The sequence below is a fragment of the Shinella sp. G-2 genome, from assembly GCF_050172695.1.
Taxonomy (GTDB): Bacteria; Pseudomonadota; Alphaproteobacteria; order Rhizobiales; family Rhizobiaceae; genus Shinella.
This window is the reverse complement of sequence record NZ_JBBEYH010000025.1, coordinates 62475-81298: the sequence shown is the minus strand read 5'-3', so window position 1 is coordinate 81298 and position 18824 is coordinate 62475. Positions and strand designations below refer to the sequence as shown.

Genomic DNA, 18824 nt, shown 5'->3' with positions numbered 1-18824 from the left:
CCCCCGCAACCAAATCAAAAAAGCCCCCGGCGCTCAAATGCGCGGGGGCTTTTTGCATTCAGGGCGGAAGAAAACACCACCCCGAAAACTCAGATCCCCCCCATGCAAAGGTACTTCATCTCAAGATAGTCCTCCAAGCCGTGACGCGAGCCCTCACGACCCATCCCGGACTGCTTAACACCGCCGAAGGGCGCCGCCTCCGAAGACATCCGACCCGTGTTGATCCCCACCATCCCGTATTCCAGAGCCTCCGCAACACGCCACACACGGCTCAGGTTCGACGCATAGAAATAGGCAGCCAATCCGTAGATCGTGTCGTTTGCCTCTCGAACAACCGCATCAGAATCATCAAAGCGGATGATCGGCGCCAAGGGGCCAAACGTCTCCTCACGCGCGATCCGCATGTCCCGGCCTATCCCAACCAGAACCGTCGGCGCGTAAAACGTTCCAGAACCTTCAAGACGGTGACCGCCGCAAAGAATACGGCCTCCACGCTCTACCGCATCCGAAACGTGCCCCGAAATCTTCGAAAGCGCATGCGTGTCGATCAACGGACCGATCGCTACATCCCCATCAAAACCATCCCCGACACGAAGCGTCTTCACACGCTCCGTGAACTTCGCTGCGAACTCATCATGCACGCCGGACTGAACATAAAGCCGGTTCGCCGAGACGCAGGTCTGGCCCGCATTGCGGAACTTCGCTTGGATCGCGCCGTCGACCGCAGCGTCAATATCCGCATCGTCGAACACGATGAACGGCGCGTTCCCGCCAAGCTCGAGGCTGAGCTTCTTCACCTGGTCCGAGCACTGGCGCATCAGCAAACGGCCGACCTCCGTCGAACCCGTGAAGCTGATCTTGCGCACCGTCGCATTCGTGCAAAGCTCGCGCCCGACCGCATCGCCCTCCGACGCATAGATCAGGTTGACCACGCCCTGCGGGAAACCGGCACGCTCCGCAAGCAGGAACATCGCCCCTGCCACCAGCGGCGTCTGCTCGGCCGGCTTCAAGACGACCGTGCAGCCCGCAGCAAGGGCCGGCGAGATCTTGCGCGCCACCATCGACGCGGGGAAGTTCCACGGCGTGATGGCGCCCACAACCCCGATCGGCTGCTTGATGACGATCATCCGGCGGTCGCGCGACGGGGCTGCGATCGTCTCGCCATAGATCCGGTTGGCCTCTTCGGCATACCATTGCAGATAGGCGGCGGCGTGGGAGACCTCGGACTTCGCCTCTGCCAGCGGCTTGCCCATCTCCGCCGTCAGGATGATCGCAAGATCATCCGTATGACGGACGATCAGCTGATGCCAGCGCCAGAGCGTGTCCGAGCGCTCGCGGGCGGTCATCGCTGCCCATTCGACTTGCGCTGCTGCTGCACGCTCGATCGCGACCTGCGTCTCGGCGACGCCCATGTCGGGCAGCTCGGCCAGGAGCTCGCCGGTCGCCGGATTGAAGACCGAAAATGTCTTTCCTCCAGAGGAAAGCGGCAGCCGCGGCGCGTCGGCAATCGCGGCGAAAAGGTCCGGATTCTCCAGGCGGAGCAGAAGGTTTTCCGATAGGGTCAAGGGACGCCCTCCCGACAGGTTTCATATCGCTGACAATGAGATACGAGCGCGAAGGGCCGGCTGCAACCCCGCTTGTGACCCGTCTGTCGCGGGAAGGGCGGAGCGGTGTCCCGTCAGGCGCCGGCGTGCACGATTTCGGCTTCGATCAGCGAAAGAAAACGCTGGGCGAGCGGAGAGAGCAGCGCGCCCTTGTTCAGGATGACATTGTAAGCGGGAACGCTGGCCTTGCGTGCCATGTCGAGGGTGACGATGCGGGCGTTGAGGTCCTCCGCCATCAGGAGTGCCGCGACTTCGCGGGCCAGCGGCGCGATGGCATTGGTGCGGGAAACCGTCGCGAGGGTGAGGAGCGCGGAGGCGGAATAGGTGACCCGCTCGGGAAAATCCGCCTGCTCTGCGCGAAAGGCATCGACGACCGTCGTCCAGATCGGCGAGCCGGCCGGCTGGAGGATCCAGTCGAAGGGGGAAAGATCTCGGAAACTGAGCCGGCTTCGACCGGCGAGCGGATGATCGGGGCGCACCGCAAAACTCAACACTTCCTCGCCGATCGGCCGGACGTCATAGGCGGAAGGGTCGTCGGCGGCACTGAGGCGGGCCAGCACGAAGTCGTATTCACCGGCGCGCATGCGCTGCATGAGGGTGAGGCTCGGCTCGACATCCACCTGAAGCTGGGCGTGCGGGGCCTGGGCGCGCAGCGCCAGCGAGGCGGGCAGCACATGCGCGACGGCGGCGGCCGTCACCGCGCCGATCCGGACACGGCCGCGCAGACCGTCGGCCACCTCGCGGATGTCGCGGCCGATATTCTCTACCTCCGCCACCACGCGGCTGGCGCGCGCCGCCAGCACATCGCCGAATTCGTTGAAGACGAAGCCATGCGCGTTGCGGCTGCAGATCTGCCGACCGACCAGCGCTTCGATCTCGGCTAGCGTGCGCGAAGCGGCCGGCTGCGAGATGTTCATGTCCTCTGCGGCAAGGCTCAGCTTTCCGCGGCGCTTCAGGGCGGCGATGAAGCGAAGCTGGTTGAGCTTGAGGTAATGCGCTTTCATGCCGCCAATCTAGCGGCGGCGGTAGCATGACGCAATTGATATGCAACAATATCGATTGATGATTTGACTGTTATGTGCGTTCCGCGTTCCCTGTGGGCACAGGGAGGATGGCGACTTGCGCCCGTGAGCGCGCGTGCCGTTTCGCCCGCAGAACAGAAAGCAAGGCACGACAATGACATTCAAACCCTCCCCCTGGCCGCGCAAACTGCGTTCGCAGGAGTGGTACGGCGGCACCTCGCGCGACAACATCTATCATCGCGGCTGGCTGAAGAATCAGGGATATCCGCACGATCTGTTCGATGGGCGCCCTGTCATCGGCATTCTCAACACCTGGTCGGACCTGACGCCCTGCAACGGCCACCTGCGGGAGCTGGCGGAAAAGGTGAAGGCCGGCGTCTGGGAGGCGGGCGGCTTCCCGCTGGAGGTTCCCGTTTTCTCCGCCTCGGAAAACACCTACCGCCCGACGGCGATGATGTACCGCAACCTCGCTGCGCTGGCGGTGGAGGAGACGATGCGCGCGCAGCCGATCGACGGCGCGGTGCTGCTGGTCGGCTGCGACAAGACCACGCCTTCGCTGCTGATGGGGGCGGCCTCCACGGACATTCCCTCGATCATCGTGACCGGCGGGCCGATGCTGAACGGCTGGTTCCGCGGCGAGCGCGTCGGCTCGGGCACGGCGCTCTGGCAGATGTCGGAGGCGATCAAGGCCGGCACGATGAGCAAGGAGGATTTCCTCGACGCGGAGCAGGCGATGAGCCGCTCTTCCGGCACCTGCAACACGATGGGCACTGCCTCCACCATGGCTTCCATGGCCGAGGCGCTCGGCATGGCGCTGTCGGGCAACGCGGCGATCCCTGCCGTCGACAGCCGTCGCCGCGTGATGGCGCAACTCACCGGCCGCCGCATCGTGCAGATGGTCAAGGATGACCTGAAACCCTCCGATATCCTGACGCGCGAAGCCTTCGAGAACGCCATCCGCACCAATGGCGCCATCGGCGGATCGACCAATGCGGTTGTGCACCTCCTGGCGCTGGCCGGCCGCGTCGGCATCGATCTGACGCTCGACGATTGGGACCGCCTCGGCCGTGACGTGCCGACCATCGTCAACCTCATGCCGTCGGGCAAATACCTGATGGAAGAGTTCTTCTATGCCGGCGGCCTGCCCGTGGTGCTGAAGCGGCTTGGTGAGGCGGGACTGCTCCACAAGGGCGCCTTGACCGTCTCCGGCGACAAGATCTGGGACGAGGTCAAGGACGTCGCCAACTGGAACGAGGACGTCATCCTGCCGACGGAGAAGGCGCTGGCGCAGGCAGGCGGCATTGCCGTGCTCAAGGGCAACCTTGCGCCGAAGGGCGCCGTGCTCAAGCCCTCGGCGGCGACGCCGTCGCTGATGGTGCACCGCGGCCGCGCCGTCGTCTTCGAGGATATCGACGACTACAAGCGCAAGATCAACGATCCCGATCTCGATATCGACGAGACCTGCGTGATGGTGCTGAAGAACTGTGGTCCGCGCGGTTATCCCGGCATGGCGGAGGTCGGCAATATGGGCCTGCCGCCGAAGGTGCTGAAGAAAGGCATCACCGACATGGTGCGTATTTCCGATGCGCGCATGTCCGGCACCGCCTATGGCACCGTCGTGCTGCACACGAGCCCCGAGGCAGCGGCCGGCGGACCGCTCGCCATCGTGCGCGACGGTGACATGATCGAGCTCGACGTGCCGAACCGCCGCCTGCATCTCGACGTGCCCGAAGGCGAGATCGAACGGCGTCTTGCCGAATGGAAGAGCCCGGTCGAACGCCCGGCAAGCGGCTATGGCATGCTCTACCACGACCACGTGACGGGCGCCGATACGGGCGCAGACTTCGACTTCCTGCGCGGTGCGCGCGGCAATGCCGTGCCGAAGGATTCGCACTGATCGTGCAAGAGTCCACGCGGCCCTGAAAATACGAAACCCGCCTGCAATGGTCGCAGGCGGGTTTTTTGTCAGAGGACGGGAAGTTTCAGAATTCCTCCCACTCGCCGCCGCCACCGCGGGTATCGAGCGCGGCATTGCCGCTGAAGGCCGTGGCCACCTTGCGGCCGAGCGCGCGGGCCGGGGAGGCGTGCGGGGCGTCGGCAGTGCGCACGGCGCGGGGCGCGGCGGAGGGCATGCCATCGAGCCGGAACTGGCAGACGAGGTCGCGCAGGCGCACGGCTTCGTTGGCGAGCGTGTTGGAGGCGGCATTGGACTGCTCCACCATCGCGGCATTCTGCTGCGTGGTCTGGTCCATCGCATTGACCGCGGTGTTGACTTCGGCAAGCCCGACGGACTGTTCCTTGGCAGAGGTGGCGATCGATTCCATGTGGGTGTTGATCTCGACGATGAAGCCGCTGATGGTCTTCAGCGCCGCACCGGCATCGCGCACCAGCTTCACGCCGGTTCCGACTTCGGCGGAGGAGTTCTGGATCAGCCCCTTGATCTCTTTGGCCGCCTGCGCCGAGCGTTGGGCAAGCTCGCGCACTTCCTGTGCCACGACCGCGAAGCCCTTGCCGGCTTCCCCGGCGCGCGCCGCTTCCACGCCGGCATTGAGCGCCAGCAGATTGGTCTGGAAGGCGATCTCGTCGATGACGCCGATGATGTTGGAAATCTGCTGCGAGCTTTCCTCGATCTTGCGCATCGCTTCTTCGGCGTGGGAGACCACCTCGGCGGATTCGGCGGCCGACCGATTGGCGCGGCTTGCCACATCCTTGGCCTCCTCCGTGCGCTTGGAGGAGTTGGCGACATTGACGGTGATCTCGTCCAGCGCCGCGGCGGTTTCCTCCAGCGAGGCGGCCTGCTGTTCGGTGCGCTTGGAAAGGTCGTCCGTGCCGGCGGCGATCTCGCGGGTGCCCGTGTCGAGTGTGGAGATCGAGCCGGAAATCTCCGCGAGCGTGGTGCCGAGCTGCGCGACGGAGCGGTTGAAGTCATGGCGCAGCGCTTCGAAATCCTGCGCGAAGGCCTCGTTAAGCTGGAAGGCGAGGTCGCCGCCGGCGAGGCGCTTCAGGCCTGCCGCCAGGCCCGATGTAGCGACGCGCAGACGCTCGGCCGCATCGGCTTCGGCCTTTTCCTGCATGGAGACGCGTTCGGCCTCGGCCCGCTTGCGGTTCTCCGTAGCCTCCTGTTCCAGCCGCCGGTTGGCGATGGCGCCCTGACGAAACACCTCGAGCGCCTTGCCCATATCGCCGATTTCGTCATTGTTCTTCGCAAGGCCGATCTCGGTGTCGAGATGACCGTCGGCCACCTCGCCCATCGAACGGCGCAGCTTTTCCATGCCGCCGATGATGCGCTTGAAGGTCACGAAGCCGACGATGGCGAGCATCAGGGCCAGCGTGGACATGGCAACGGTGATCAGCATCCAGTAGAAGGATGCCCGCACATTCGCCTCATCGACGGCGCCCTGGGTGCGGTTTTCCAGTTTCACGAAGAAGGCGTCGACCGGCTTCATGATCTCGGCCTTGGACTTGTGATACTCGGGCGAGTTCAGCATGGTCGTCGCCTTCGCCTTGGCGTCCGGCGCGTGCCCGTCGACGAGATTCATCGCTTCGGTCTCGATCTTGACGAGCGCGTCGGAGCGCTTGTTCGCCTCGTCGAGAAGGGCGAATTCCTCATCGGTGAAGCCGACCTGCTTCATCAGGTCGTGCATGGAAATGGCGGCACCATCGGGGCGGGGTTTGGCGTCGCCACCTGCCACGAAGTCCCAGTAGATGCGGTGGTAATCCTCGGGCCGCGGACGGGTGCCGTTCCTGATCTCGATAACAGCGTTGTACTGGTCCTTGAAGGACGGATCGGCGGTTTCGGCATAGGTGCGCACGAGGCGGGTCAGGTCGTCGGACGATTGGCGGAAATTGTCCGCCAGGAGATAGGACTTGTATTTCTGGTCATAGGCGCGAGTGACGTCGTCGGCCGCGCCGGCATAGCCCCAAAGGCTGCCGATGAGGCCTGCGATCGCCACGCCGGTGGCCGAAGCAAGGACAATGAACTGCGTCTTGATTCTCATGATGGACATTTCCTGGAGTGGACATGTCGCTTCAGCCGCGCCGAACTCATTTCTGACGTCATGAAGTCATGCCGCACATAGGTGCTCTCCGACGGCATCGTCGGGGTCGACTTGAGGGTTGACCAGATTGGTTAGCGAATCGATAATTTCTTTGTTCCGCCCAAATTTTTACTGGGATACTCCAAGTATCTTCGGCAGAAATCAACCTTTTATAGATGGATGAGAAATGAATGCACGCAGAGATTATTGATTTTTAGCAAGACACGCTGCGTGAGTGCCTCACTTAACGGAAGGCTTTGCATTCCGTCTTGTTTCGCAGGGCGGAACTGCTGGCTTTGAATACAACGACAAGTAAGTCTCAACAGGTGGGAAATACTCAAGCAATGCGTCTGCACCGCATCATTGTGGGCGGGGCTGCGCCCCCTCCATCGGGGGAAGATCGGAGGGCTCATGGGCTCCGAAGCGTGGTCATGGGTATCGTGAGCATCGTTCTTCACGCCGATCGAGACGGATCCATGGCTGCTCAATCCTTGAGCCGGAACCGGATGAAACGGAACGAGACCGAAAACCTGCTCCCTTGCAACCTTCACTGCGGCATCACGCCTTCGGGCGGCATTTATGCCTGAGGCGGCATAAATGCATTGCATCCCGTCGGCCCTTGCATGAGGGCTGCCGGGTTGGCTATGAAATGCCATGTCGCTCGAATCCGTCCGCACCTTCTTTGCAGAAAACGCCCCTGACGTTGCCGTTCTCGTCACCGAGCAGAGCTCGGCGACCGTCGCGCTGGCTGCGGAAGCCCATGGCGTTGCGCCCGAGCAGATCGCCAAGACGATCTGCCTGCGCATCGGCGAGGAAACCGTGCTTCTGGTCGCCGCCGGCACGGCCCGGCTCAGCAACCGGAAATTCAAGGATCGTTTCGCGGCAAAGCCTCGCATGCTCGATGCCGAGCAGGTGGTGGCTATAACCTCCCATCCCGTCGGCGGCGTCTGCCCCTTCGGCCTTCCCTCCCCCCTCCCTGTCTATTGCGACCAGTCGCTGCGCGCCTTCACCGAAGTCGTGCCGGCCGCCGGTGCGACCAATGCGGCGGTGCGCATCGCTCCCGACCGCATGGCCGCGCTCGTTGCCGGGCAATGGGTCGACGTCTGCGAATGAGCGCAGCGGCGAGCGTCAGCGCGCCGTGAAAGAGTTTCGCGAAAATCCGGGGAAATTGCCCGCTGGCGCAAGCGCGGCGGAACACGCAATATGACGAAACTGTGATCGCAGTGGCCGGCTTCGGTTGCCCGCCGCGCACAGGCGCGGAACGATCCGCGACGGACCGTCGGAGGAGTATCCGGTCCGAACTATCGCACGGCGGCGCGGCATGCGACTGCCAGGGGGAGAAACTATGTTTGAACGGCTTTTCAAGCTGAGTGAGCACGGCACGACCGTGCGCACCGAGGTGATTGCGGGTCTCACGACCTTCCTCACCATGTCCTATATCATCTTCGTCAACCCGGATATCCTGTCGACGACGGGCATGGACCGCGACGCTGTTTTCGTCGCAACCTGTCTCGCCGCCGCGCTCGGTTCCATGGTCATGGCGACCATGGCCAACTGGCCGATCGGCATGGCGCCCGGCATGGGCCTCAACGCCTTCTTCGCCTTTACCGTGGTGGCCGCCCTCGGCTTCACCTGGCAGCAGGCGCTTGGCGCGGTCTTCATCTCCGGCCTCATCTTCGTCATCCTCACGGTGACGGGCGTCCGTAGCTGGCTCATCGAAGGCATTCCGCATTCGCTCAGAAGCGCGATCGCCGCCGGTATCGGCCTCTTCCTCGGCATCATCGCGCTGAAGAGCTCGGGTATCGTCGTCGACAACCCGGCAACGCTCGTCGGCCTTGGCGACCTGAAGCAGACCGGTCCGCTGCTCGCGATCCTCGGCTTCTTCGTCATCGCCGTGCTCGATGCATTGCGCATCAAGGGCGCCATCCTCATCGGCATTCTCGTCGTCACGGTCCTGTCCTGGACCCTCGGCGTCAGCGAATTCCGCGGCGTCGTCTCCATGCCGCCGTCGATCCTGCCGACCTTCCTGCAGCTCGACATCATGGGTGCGCTGCATGGTGGCCTGCTGCACGTCATCCTCGTCTTCGTGCTCGTCGAAGTCTTCGACGCCACGGGCACGCTGATCGGCGTCGCCAAGCGCGCCAACCTCATCCAGGAAGGCAAGAAGAGCCGCCTCGGTCGCGCGCTTCTGGCCGACAGCACGGCCATCGTCGCCGGCTCGCTGATGGGCACGAGCAGCACCACGGCCTATGTCGAAAGCGCCTCGGGCGTTCAGGCCGGCGGTCGTACGGGCCTCACCGCCTTCACCGTCTCCATCCTCTTCCTCGCTGCCCTCTTCATCTCCCCGCTTGCCGGCTCCGTGCCGAGCTTCGCGACGGCTCCGGCTCTGCTCTACGTCGCCGGCCTGATGATGCGGGAACTGACGGAAGTCGAGTGGGAAGACCTGACGGAAGCGGCGCCTGCAGCGCTCACTGCACTCGCCATGCCCTTCACCTATTCGATCGCCAACGGTCTTGCCTTCGGCTTCATCAGCTACGTCGTGCTGAAGCTCTTCACCGGCAAGTGGAAGGATATCCATCCGGCAACCGCGGTTGTCGCCGCGCTCTTCGTCATCCGCTTTGCCTTCTTCGCGGAATGACCGGCGATCCTAGCTCAACCTGAAAAGGAACGGGCCGCGCGATGAGCGCGGCCCGTTTCGTTTTGCACGACAACCACCCTTCGGAAGGGGCTGGAAATCGGGCGCGAAATTGCCGGCCCGCAGCGGCGGCTCGGCCGGCCCGCCTTCCCCCCGCGGGTGGATCCGGCGAACGGGGAAGGTCTTCGGCTCTTCAAGGTTCGCGCCCTTGCTGCCGGGGTTCTCCCTTCAGGGATCTGGGGCAAGACAAACCAAACGAAACGGGCCGCGTGATGAGCGCGGCCCGTTTCTTTTCATGTGATCGCCCTTCGGAAGGAGGCGGAAAATCGGGTACGAAAATGCCGGCCCGTGGAGGCGGGCCGGCGGATCCGCATCCCCGGTGGGTGGATCAGCGGACCAGGAAGGTTTCCTCGTAGAAGTGCTCTTCGAGGTTCACACCCTCACCACCGCGGTCCACCACGGCGAAATCCGAGACCTTGTCGAGCGGCGTCAGGATGCCATGCCAGATATTGCGGCCGATATTGACGCCCTGGCCGGGCGCGGTGCGGAAGGCGATGGGTTCGGCCGGGCCGCTTTCCGTCTCTTCGGCCACGACGACGAGGAAGGTGGCGTCGCTGAGCGGAATGAAGGCCTGGCTGCCGAAAGGATGGCGTTCCACCATCTTCAGTTCCAGCGGCAGCGGATAGGGTTCGCCGCGCAGAAGGCTGATCATCGGCCGGGCTTTCTCGCCCGTCGTCTCGATGTTCGCAAGGTCATGGAAACGCGTGCACTTGCCCGCATTGATCGGGAAATTGTGCGCGCCGTCCTGCTCGATGACCTGGCCGAAGGGCGCGAAGGCCTCCCGGGTCAGCGGTTTGATGTCGATAGTCTTCATGCTTTTCCTCCCTCGGCCGGCTGGCCAAAAACACGCAGACGGCTGATTCCGCCGTCCGGATGGATGTTCAGGCGGACATGCGTTACGGCACCCGCCTTCTTCACAAGATCGCCGTCGAACGTATGAATACGGTCGGCGGCCAGTTTCTGCTCGGGCAGGAGTTCCTGCCAGAACATCGACGCGGCTTTGACAAGGGTGGGGAGGTCCCCCGTCGTGCCCGTCAGGTCGGCGGCCTGCATGGAGCAGGCATCCGGATAGTTGCCCTTGAAGTGGGCGGTGTCGACGACGATGCTTTCGACCGTCGCCCGTGCGGCAAGCTTGACCACGATCCATTCGTGGCCGGGCTCACGGCGGCGGCCGGTTTCCCAGCCGTCACCCATATTGACGCCACGGCCCGGCGCGAGCAAGCGCTGATGACCGTAGTGACCGTTGGAAAAAGCGACGACCTGTCCACCGGATAGGGCGGACGCAAGATCGATCGGCCCTTCGGCGCGGTCGAGCGTTGGAATACCATAGACGCGCAGCCGCGCCACCCCGCCATCGGGATAGATTCGCAGCCGCACATGGCTGAAAAGCCCTTCCGCCATGCAATCGAAGAAATGCCGGGCACTCGGTCCCAGCGGGCTTGCCGTCAAAAGCTCTACCCATTCCGTCCTGTCGTCCGGTCCCGCCGGCGCATGGCAGCCCTCGATGGAGCAGGCCGTCGGATAATTGCCGGTAAAGAAGGCCGTATCCACCTCGAAGCCGCGGATGCGGCCGGCGGTCGCCAATGCGACCACGGCATGGTCGTGGCCGGGGCCGCGCCGCCGGCGGGTTTCCCAGCCGTCCATCCACTTGCCGTGCGCGTCGTAGAGGCCGGCATGGTAGACGGCCGGTCCGTCCGCCAGCATGCGCGACAGGGGACCGAAGAATTCGTCCGTGGCGGTGAGGCCCTTCGCTCCGAGGCTTGCGGCGGCAAGGTTGATCGTTCCGCGGGTGAAGGCGGGCAAAACGACGTCGGTCGACATGGCCGCTCTCTCAGGCCGGCAACAGGGCTTTGAGCCGCAGCAACCCGATACGCTCCACCTGCTTGCAGGCGGTGGCGAATTCGGTCTCGCGATCGTTCGCGACGCGGGTCTCGAAGGCGGCAAGAATGCTGGCCTTCGTGTTGTCGCGCACGGCGATGATGAACGGGAAGCCGAACTTCCGGACATAGCGGTCATTGAGTTCGGTGAAGCGTGCACGCTCCTCATCCGTCAGGGCGTCGAGGCCGGCGGAGGCCTGCTCCTCGGTCGAGCTCGCCGTCAGGCGCTTTGCCTGCGCCAGCTTGCCGGCAAGGTCCGGATGGGCGACGAGCACGCCGAGGCGCTCTTCGTCGCTTGCCGCGCGGAACTGGAAGGTGAGCGCGGCGGCAAGGCCGATGGCCGTGTCGTTCGCCGGCGAAAGTTCGTCTTTGAAGGCACGCTCCGCCACCCAGGGCGAATGTTCGAAGATGTCGCCGAAGCGCTTGACGAAGGCCGCCTCGGCCATCTGCGAGGGGCGTTCGTCAACAGGCTGCGGCGGATGGGTCTTCGCCCAGTGCTCGGCAATGTCGACGCGCCGGGCGATCCAGACCTTCTCGTGGCTCTGCACATAGTCGATGAAGCGGGCAAGCGCCATGACGCGGCCGGGGCGGCCGATCAGGCGGCAGTGCAGGCCGATGCTCATCATCTTCGGGCTGCCGGCCTTGCCTTCGGCATAGAGCGCATCGAAGGAATCCTTCAGGTAGCTGAAGAACTGGTCGCCGCTGTTGAAGCCCTGGGGCGTTGCAAAGCGCATGTCGTTGGCATCGAGCGTATAGGGAATGATGAGCTGCTGCTTGCCGGCATGCTCGTACCAGTAGGGCAGGTCGTCGGCATAGGTGTCGGAGATATAGTCGAAGCCGCCGGCTTCGGCGACGAGATCGACCGTGTTGACGGAACAGCGGCCCGTGTACCAGCCGCGCGGCCGCTCGCCGGTGACGAGCGTGTGCAGGCGGACGGCCTCGGCAATCGCCGCACGCTCGTCCTGCGGGCTCATGTCCTTGTGCTCGACCCATTTCAGGCCGTGCGAGGCGATTTCCCAGCCGGCGCCGATCATCGCGGCCACCTGGGCTGGCGAGCGCTTGAGGGCGGTCGCGACGCCATAGACCGTGACGGGCACGTTCTTTTCCGTCAGCAGCCGGTGCAGGCGCCAGAAGCCGGCGCGCGCGCCGTATTCATAGATCGATTCCATGTTCCAGTGGCGCTGGCCCGGCCATTGGGCGGCGCCGACGATTTCGGAGAGGAAGGCTTCGGACGCCGCGTCGCCATGCAACACGCAGTTCTCGCCGCCTTCCTCGTAGTTCAGGACAAATTGCACGGCAACGCGCGCTTCGCCCGGCCAGGCGGCCTTGGGCGTGGTTTCTCCGTATCCGTGCATGTCGCGACAGTATCGCATGGAACGCTCCTCCAAACGTTTTTCGATGACAAATGCTAACCCGGATTCGTCCGCGTCATTCCTCAGGAAATTTTGAAAGTCTCGAACGATCTCCCCGCTTTTCAGTGGAAAGGGGGTGACGGATAGTGATTGCAGGCGCATTGTGCTCGGGAGGAAACCATGCAGTCTGACAGCCACGGAGCCGGGCGGCTCACGACCCACGTTCTGGACACCGCGCGCGGCAAGCCGGCCGAAGGTTTGCGCATCGACCTCTATCGGGTCGAAGGCGATACGTTCCAGCTGATCAAGACGACCGAAACCAATGACGACGGCCGCTGCGATGCGCCGCTGCTTTCCGGCGAGACCATGAAGGCCGGCTCCTACGAGCTGCGCTTCCACGCCGGCGATTACCTTGGCCGGACGGGGGATGGCCCGCTTTTCCTCGATATCATCCCGATCCGCTTCGGCCTTGCGGACGAGGGCGCGCACTATCATGTGCCGCTCCTCGTCTCGCCCTTCAGCTATTCCACCTACCGCGGGAGTTAAACCCATGGCGGCTGCCAAAATCCGCTCGGAACTGCGCTTCATCCTCAACGGCCAGGACGTTTCCCTTAAAGACGTCGCGCCGGACCAGACGCTGCTCGACTGGCTGCGCCTTTCCCGCCTGCTCAAGGGCACCAAGGAAGGCTGCGGCGAGGGCGACTGCGGCGCCTGCACGGTGCTTGTCGGCCGCCTTACCCCGGCCGGCGGTCTCGTCTATGAGGGCGTCAATGCCTGCATCCGTTTCATGGGCTCGCTGGACGGCTGTCATGTCGTGACGGTCGAGCATCTCGCCGGTGCCGGCGACCGGCTACATCCGGTGCAGCAGGCCATGGTGGATTATCATGGGTCGCAATGCGGCTTCTGCACGCCGGGCTTCGTCATGTCGCTCTACGCGCTGTGGATGCAGTCGCCGAACCCGACGGACCAGGAGATCGAAACGGCGCTGCAAGGCAATCTCTGTCGTTGCACGGGTTACGAGCCGATCCTGCGCGCCGCCCGCGCCGTTTCCGAATATGGCGGTACGGACAAGGATCCGCTTCTGGCCGAGCGCGCCAAGATGATCGCACGTCTCAAGGCGTTGAAGGACGGCGCCCGTGTCGAAGTCGGCGAAGGCAAGCAGCGTTTCGTCGTGCCGGCCGATCTCGACGATTTCGCCGCCGTGCTGGAAGCCTCGCCGACGGCCACCGTGGTCGCCGGCTCCACCGACGTCGGCCTCTGGGTGACGAAGCAGATGCGCGACATCACGCCCGTCGTCTTCATTGCCGGGCTCGATGAGCTGAAATCCCTCTCGGTGAAGGACGGCACGATCTCCATCGGCGCCGGCGTCACCTATACCGAGGCGATGGAAACCCTGGCGCGGCACATTCCGGCGCTTGGTCCGCTGATCGCCCGCATCGGCGGCCAGCAGGTGCGCAACATGGGCACGATCGGTGGCAACGTCGCCAACGGCTCGCCCATCGGCGATACCCCGCCGGCGCTGATCGCGCTGGGCGCCACGCTCACCCTGCGCAAGGGTGCCGTGCGGCGCACCATCCTCCTGCAGGACTTCTTCATCGCCTACGGCAAGCAGGACCGCCAGCCCGGCGAGTTCGTCGAAGCCGTGCATGTGCCGGTGCCGCCGGCTGCGGAAAACTTCGCCGTCTACAAGGTGACGAAGCGCCGCGACGAGGACATCACCGCGACGCTCGGCGCCTTCCGTCTGACGCTTGCTGGCGATGGCACGGTGGCCGAGGTCACCATCGCCTATGGCGGCATGGCGGCGACGCCGAAGCGCGCCACGGCCGTCGAGGCTGCGCTGATCGGCAAGCCGTGGACGGAGGCGACCGTGGACGCGGCCATGGAGAAATATGCGGAAGATTACACGCCGCTGACCGACATGCGCGCCACCGCCGAATACCGCGCCCTTGTGGCGAAGAACCTGCTGCTGCGGTTCTATGCGGAAACCACATCCAGCGAGGCACCGGTAAAGGTGTCCAGATACGAGGCTGCGTGAGCCATGAACAAGCACACCCCCGATCTCAAGGCTGAAAAGATTGAAGGCGGCGTCTACACCAGCGTGCGCCACGATTCCGCGCACAAGCACGTGGCCGGAACCGCCGTCTATATCGATGACATCACCGAGCCCGCCGGAACGCTGCATGCCGGCCTCGGCCTCTCCACCGTGGCGCACGGCATCCTGAAATCCGTCGACCTCTCGGCGGTGCGCGCTGCGCCGGGTGTCGTCGCGGTGCTGACGCATGAGGACGTGCCCGGCGTCAACGACATCTCGCCCTCCTACATGAACGACGATCCGGTGCTTGCCGACGGCAAGGTCCAGTTCCATGGCCAGCCGATCTTCTGCGTCATCGCCGAGACGCGCGACGAGGCCCGCCGCGCCGCGCGCCTTGCCAAGATCGAATATGAGGAACTGCCGGCCGATATCGACATCTGGGATCTCGATGTCACCAAGCACAAGCAGGTCGTGACGCCGCTGACGCTGAAGCGCGGCGACGCGGCCGGCGCCCTCGAAAGCGCCCCGCGGCGCGTCAAGGGCCGCATGCGGCTCGGCGGGCAGGACCATTTCTATCTGGAAGGTCAGGTCTCGCTCGCGGTGCCGGGCGAGGACGACGAGGTCATCGTCTATTGCTCGACCCAGGGGCCGAGCGAGACGCAGCACATGGTTGCCCACGCGCTCGGCGTGCCGAGCCATGCCGTGACGGTGGAAGTGCGCCGCATGGGCGGCGGCTTCGGCGGCAAGGAAACGCAGGCGAACCAGTGCGCCGCGCTGGCTGCCATCGCCGCCAAGAAGCTGAACCGCGCCGTGAAGGTGCGTCTCGACCGCGACGAGGACATGGCCGCCACCGGCAAGCGCCACGACTTCGCCATCGACTACGATGTCGGCTTCGACGACGAGGGCCGGATCCTTGCCGTGGACTATACCTTCGCACTGCGCGCCGGCTTTTCCGCCGATCTGTCCGGCCCGGTGGGCGACCGCGCGCTGTTCCACTGCGACAACGCCTATTTCTTCCCGCATGTGCATGCGAAATCCGCACCACTCTACACCAACACGGTCTCCAACACCGCCTTCCGCGGCTTCGGTGGCCCGCAGGGCATGGTGGGGGCGGAACGCGTCATCGACGAGGTGGCCTTCGCCGTCGGCAAGGATCCGCTCGATATCCGCAAGCTGAATTTCTACGACGAGATCGGCGTCGCCGGCGACCGCAACCTCACGCCCTATCACCAGAAGGTCGAGGACTGCATCATCCAGCGTATCGTCGCGGAGCTTGAAGAGAGCGCCGACTATGCCGGCCGTCGCAAGGCGATTGCCGAATTCAACGCGAAAAGCCGTTTCGTCAAGCGCGGCATCGCGCTGACGCCGGTCAAGTTCGGCATCTCCTTCACCAAGACGGAATCCAACCAGGCCGGCGCGCTGGTGCATGTCTACACGGATGGTTCCGTGCACATGAACCATGGCGGCACGGAAATGGGCCAGGGCCTGCACTTGAAGGTGGCGCAGGTGGTGGCGGAAGAGTTCCAGATCGACCTCGACCGCGTGAAGATCACGGCGACGACGACGGCCAAGGTGCCGAACACGTCGCCGACGGCGGCTTCCTCGGGCGCCGACCTCAACGGCATGGCTGCGCAGAACGCGGCGCGCCAGATCAAGGAGCGGCTGATCGATTTCGCGGCGGAAAGCCATCAGGTGCCGCGCGACCAGGTCGTCTTCCTGCCGAACCGCGTGCGCATCGGCAATGCCGAGATCGCCTTCAACGACCTCGTCAAGCAGGCCTATACGGCGCGCGTGCAGCTCTCGGCGGCCGGCTTCTACAAAACGCCGAAGATCCACTGGGACCGCTCCAAGGGCCGTGGCCACGCCTTCTACTACTATGCCTATGGCGCGGCCTGCTCGGAGGTCTCCGTCGACACGCTGACCGGCGAATATGTCGTCGAACGCACCGATATCCTGCACGATACCGGCCGCTCGCTGAACAAGATCATCGATATCGGTCAGGTCGAGGGTGGCTTCATCCAGGGCATGGGCTGGCTGACGATGGAGGAACTGTGGTGGGACGGCAAGGGGCGCCTGCGCACCCACGCACCCTCCACCTACAAGATCCCGCTCGCCTCGGACCGCCCGAAGATCTTCAACGTGGCGCTCACCGACTGGTCGGAAGCCTATGAGCCGACCATTCACCGCTCCAAGGCGGTCGGCGAGCCGCCGCTGCCGCTCGGTCTTGCCGTGCTGCATGCGCTGTCGGATGCGGTGGCGAGCGTGGCGGATCACACGGTCTGCCCGCGTCTCGATGCCCCGGCGACGCCTGAACGGGTGCTGATGACCATCGAGCGGCTGAAAGCCGCGAAAAAGGGGTGAAGCAATGCCGGCGGCGCGCGAAGACATACGGGATTTCCTGCGCCGCGAGCCGGCGGTCATCCTTGTCGAGGTGACGGGCGCGGCGGGTTCCACGCCGCGCGACACGGACGCCTGGATGCTGGTGTCCGAGCGGGCGATCTTCGCCACCATCGGCGGCGGGCAGCTCGAATATATGGCGATCGACCATGCCCGCCGGGCGCTGCGTCTAGGCCATGCCGCCGAGCCGATGAACGTACCGCTTGGCCCGGAGATCGGTCAGTGCTGCGGCGGGCGCGTCGGCCTGTCCTTTGCCGGCGTCACGCCTGACATCGGCCGGGACCTCATCGCCCGCAGCGACCGCGAGATGGCCTCGCGTCCGCATGTCTATGTCTTCGGCGCCGGCCATGTCGGCGATGCGCTCGCCATGGCGCTTTCGCTCGCGCCGCTCCGGGTGGTGCTCGTCGATACGCGCGAGGACGAACTGATCGCATCCACGGTGCCGCGCATCGAGACCTGCCTCACCGCCATGCCCGAGGCCGTGGTGCGCGACGCGCCGGCCGGCAGCAGCTTCGTGATTCTCACCCACGACCATGCTCTCGATTTCCTGATCGCCGCCGAGGCGCTGAAACGCCCGGATGCCGCCTATGTCGGCATGATCGGCTCCAAGACGAAACGCGCCACCTTCCGCAACTGGCTGTCGCGCGAGGCGGGCCAGCCGGATCTCTTCGAAAAGCTCGTCTGTCCGATCGGCGGCACGGCGGTGAAGGACAAGCGTCCCGCCGTCATCGCCACCCTGGCGGCGGCCGAGATTATGACCGCGGCGCTGACCTGGGCAGGAAAACGGGTGAATGCAGCAGACGCCGTCAGTCGCTAGAGGCTTCGGGGGCAAAGGTCTCGCCGAGAAGCTTGCCGATCAGGCGTTGACAGCGCTCGGCCATGAAATCGATCATCAACCGCACCTTCGGATCCTGGAAGCGCTTGTGCGGATAGATCGCGGCAAGCTGCACGGTCGCAGGCGGGCTGTCCTTGAGGATTTCCACCAGACGCCCCTCCTGCAGATGGGCTTTCACCTCGAAGAGCGGCTTGTTGATGATGCCGCGATCCTCCAGCGCCCATTGGGTGAGCACGTCGCCGTCGTCGCTGTCATAGGGACCGCCGACCTCGAACTTGCGCGGTCCTTCGGGCGTCACCAGCGTCCAGTAATATTCCTTCGAACCGGGGTAGCGCAGCAGCAGACAGTCGTGCCGGTCCGCGATCAGCGCATCGGCATGTGCGGGCGTGCCGCGGCGGGCGAGATAGGCGGGCGACGCGCAGAGCACGCGCTCGCATTTCAGGATGCCGCGCATGCGCAGGTTGGAATCCTCCAGCACGCCCAGCTTGAAGGCGACGTCGACGCCTTCGGCGAGGATGTCGACATTGTGGTCCGACAGGCGCACCCGCACCTCGATATCGGGATACTTGTCGTGGAATTCCGGAATGCCGGAGGCGATGAGGCGCCGGCCGATACCGAGGGGCGCGGTGATGCGCAGCGAGCCCTTCGGATTGCGCGAAAGGTCGGCGATGGCCGCCTCGGCCTCGTTGACCGCCTCGATGATCTTAACCGCGCCTTCGTAGAAGACACGGCCGTGTTCGGTCGGCGAGAGCTTTCGCGTCGTGCGGTTGAACAGCCGCACGCCGAGATGGCGCTCCAGTTCCTTGATACGATTGCTGGCGACCGCCGGCGTGACGCGCTGGTCGCGGCCCGCCGCCGAGAGAGTACCGAGTTCGACCACGCGAACGAAGACGCGCACATTATCGAGATAGGACATGATTCTTTCTACCACATTGGCGTGCGGAGCAAAGTGGCCGGGCATCTTTTAGTTTTT

Annotated in this window: 14 protein-coding genes; 7 read left to right on the top strand and 7 right to left on the bottom strand. The window is 64.6% G+C overall.

Going from position 1 to position 18824, the window contains the following annotated elements:
- Positions 1-89: 89 nt before the first annotated feature.
- Entirely contained in the window at positions 90-1565 is a 1476-nt protein-coding gene (locus tag V8U06_RS24585; RefSeq protein ID WP_427142910.1) for an NAD-dependent succinate-semialdehyde dehydrogenase, read from the bottom strand.
- 113 nt (positions 1566-1678) lie between these two features.
- On the bottom strand, positions 1679-2608 hold the full coding sequence (locus V8U06_RS24580; RefSeq protein WP_427142909.1) for a LysR family transcriptional regulator: 930 nt from the start codon (positions 2606-2608) through the stop codon (positions 1679-1681).
- A gap of 172 nt (positions 2609-2780) precedes the next feature.
- On the opposite strand from V8U06_RS24580, the gene araD reads away from it, so the two are divergent.
- Positions 2781-4523, top strand: coding sequence for an L-arabinonate dehydratase (araD, locus tag V8U06_RS24575; protein WP_427142908.1), 1743 nt, complete (start codon positions 2781-2783; stop codon positions 4521-4523).
- A gap of 85 nt (positions 4524-4608) precedes the next feature.
- Here araD and V8U06_RS24570 read toward each other — a convergent pair whose 3' ends face one another.
- A complete protein-coding gene (locus tag V8U06_RS24570) occupies positions 4609-6624 on the bottom strand; it encodes a methyl-accepting chemotaxis protein (RefSeq protein WP_427142907.1) in 2016 nt (671 codons plus the stop codon).
- A gap of 693 nt (positions 6625-7317) precedes the next feature.
- On the opposite strand from V8U06_RS24570, the gene V8U06_RS24565 reads away from it, so the two are divergent.
- Complete coding sequence (locus tag V8U06_RS24565) at positions 7318-7776, top strand: YbaK/EbsC family protein (protein WP_427142906.1); 459 nt, start codon at positions 7318-7320, stop codon at positions 7774-7776.
- Positions 7777-8008: 232 nt separating this feature from the next.
- Positions 8009-9301 (top strand): NCS2 family permease, encoded by a 1293-nt coding sequence (locus V8U06_RS24560; protein ID WP_226921362.1) that lies wholly within the window; start codon positions 8009-8011, stop codon positions 9299-9301.
- Positions 9302-9686: 385 nt separating this feature from the next.
- Here the strand turns inward: V8U06_RS24560 and V8U06_RS24555 are convergent, their stop codons facing one another.
- The 3 genes from V8U06_RS24555 to puuE are packed head-to-tail and all read right to left on the bottom strand — an operon-like array spanning position 9687 to position 12608.
- The gene (locus tag V8U06_RS24555; protein WP_427142905.1) at positions 9687-10172 is read right to left on the bottom strand and encodes an ureidoglycolate lyase; all 486 of its coding nucleotides are present in this window, start codon (positions 10170-10172) and stop codon (positions 9687-9689) included.
- Complete coding sequence (gene alc, locus V8U06_RS24550; RefSeq protein WP_427142904.1) at positions 10169-11179, bottom strand: allantoicase; 1011 nt, start codon at positions 11177-11179, stop codon at positions 10169-10171. Before alc ends, V8U06_RS24555 begins: the two co-directional genes overlap by 4 nt.
- A 10-nt stretch (positions 11180-11189) precedes the next feature.
- Positions 11190-12608, bottom strand: a complete 1419-nt coding sequence (puuE, locus tag V8U06_RS24545) for an allantoinase PuuE (RefSeq protein ID WP_427142903.1) — start codon at positions 12606-12608, stop codon at positions 11190-11192.
- 159 nt (positions 12609-12767) lie between these two features.
- On the opposite strand from puuE, the gene uraH reads away from it, so the two are divergent.
- Genes uraH through xdhC form a run of 4 tightly spaced genes read left to right on the top strand, consistent with a single transcriptional unit; the run spans position 12768 to position 17833 of the window.
- Positions 12768-13133 (top strand): hydroxyisourate hydrolase, encoded by a 366-nt coding sequence (gene uraH / locus V8U06_RS24540; protein ID WP_226921358.1) that lies wholly within the window; start codon positions 12768-12770, stop codon positions 13131-13133.
- 4 nt (positions 13134-13137) lie between these two features.
- A complete protein-coding gene (gene xdhA / locus V8U06_RS24535) occupies positions 13138-14622 on the top strand; it encodes a xanthine dehydrogenase small subunit (RefSeq protein ID WP_427142902.1) in 1485 nt (494 codons plus the stop codon).
- Positions 14623-14625: 3 nt separating this feature from the next.
- Positions 14626-16980: a xanthine dehydrogenase molybdopterin binding subunit gene (xdhB, locus tag V8U06_RS24530; protein WP_427142901.1), complete on the top strand. Its 2355-nt coding sequence runs from the start codon at positions 14626-14628 to the stop codon at positions 16978-16980.
- A 4-nt stretch (positions 16981-16984) separates the two neighbouring features.
- Positions 16985-17833, top strand: coding sequence for a xanthine dehydrogenase accessory protein XdhC (gene xdhC / locus V8U06_RS24525; protein WP_427142900.1), 849 nt, complete (start codon positions 16985-16987; stop codon positions 17831-17833).
- Here the strand turns inward: xdhC and V8U06_RS24520 are convergent.
- Entirely contained in the window at positions 17823-18767 is a 945-nt protein-coding gene (locus V8U06_RS24520; protein ID WP_226921354.1) for a LysR family transcriptional regulator, read from the bottom strand. The genes xdhC and V8U06_RS24520 overlap by 11 nt on opposite strands.
- Positions 18768-18824: the final 57 nt, after the last annotated feature.

Coding starts and splice junctions, on each gene's coding strand:
- uraH (WP_226921358.1), top strand. CDS start 12,768: ATGCAGTCTGACAGCCACGGAGCCGGGCGGCTCACGACCCACGTTCTG.
- V8U06_RS24520 (WP_226921354.1), bottom strand. CDS start 18,767: ATGTCCTATCTCGATAATGTGCGCGTCTTCGTTCGCGTGGTCGAACTC.
- xdhA (WP_427142902.1), top strand. CDS start 13,138: ATGGCGGCTGCCAAAATCCGCTCGGAACTGCGCTTCATCCTCAACGGC.
- xdhC (WP_427142900.1), top strand. CDS start 16,985: ATGCCGGCGGCGCGCGAAGACATACGGGATTTCCTGCGCCGCGAGCCG.
- xdhB (WP_427142901.1), top strand. CDS start 14,626: ATGAACAAGCACACCCCCGATCTCAAGGCTGAAAAGATTGAAGGCGGC.
- V8U06_RS24555 (WP_427142905.1), bottom strand. CDS start 10,172: ATGAAGACTATCGACATCAAACCGCTGACCCGGGAGGCCTTCGCGCCC.
- V8U06_RS24565 (WP_427142906.1), top strand. CDS start 7,318: ATGTCGCTCGAATCCGTCCGCACCTTCTTTGCAGAAAACGCCCCTGAC.
- V8U06_RS24570 (WP_427142907.1), bottom strand. CDS start 6,624: ATGAGAATCAAGACGCAGTTCATTGTCCTTGCTTCGGCCACCGGCGTG.
- alc (WP_427142904.1), bottom strand. CDS start 11,179: ATGTCGACCGACGTCGTTTTGCCCGCCTTCACCCGCGGAACGATCAAC.
- puuE (WP_427142903.1), bottom strand. CDS start 12,608: ATGCGATACTGTCGCGACATGCACGGATACGGAGAAACCACGCCCAAG.
- V8U06_RS24580 (WP_427142909.1), bottom strand. CDS start 2,608: ATGAAAGCGCATTACCTCAAGCTCAACCAGCTTCGCTTCATCGCCGCC.
- araD (WP_427142908.1), top strand. CDS start 2,781: ATGACATTCAAACCCTCCCCCTGGCCGCGCAAACTGCGTTCGCAGGAG.
- V8U06_RS24560 (WP_226921362.1), top strand. CDS start 8,009: ATGTTTGAACGGCTTTTCAAGCTGAGTGAGCACGGCACGACCGTGCGC.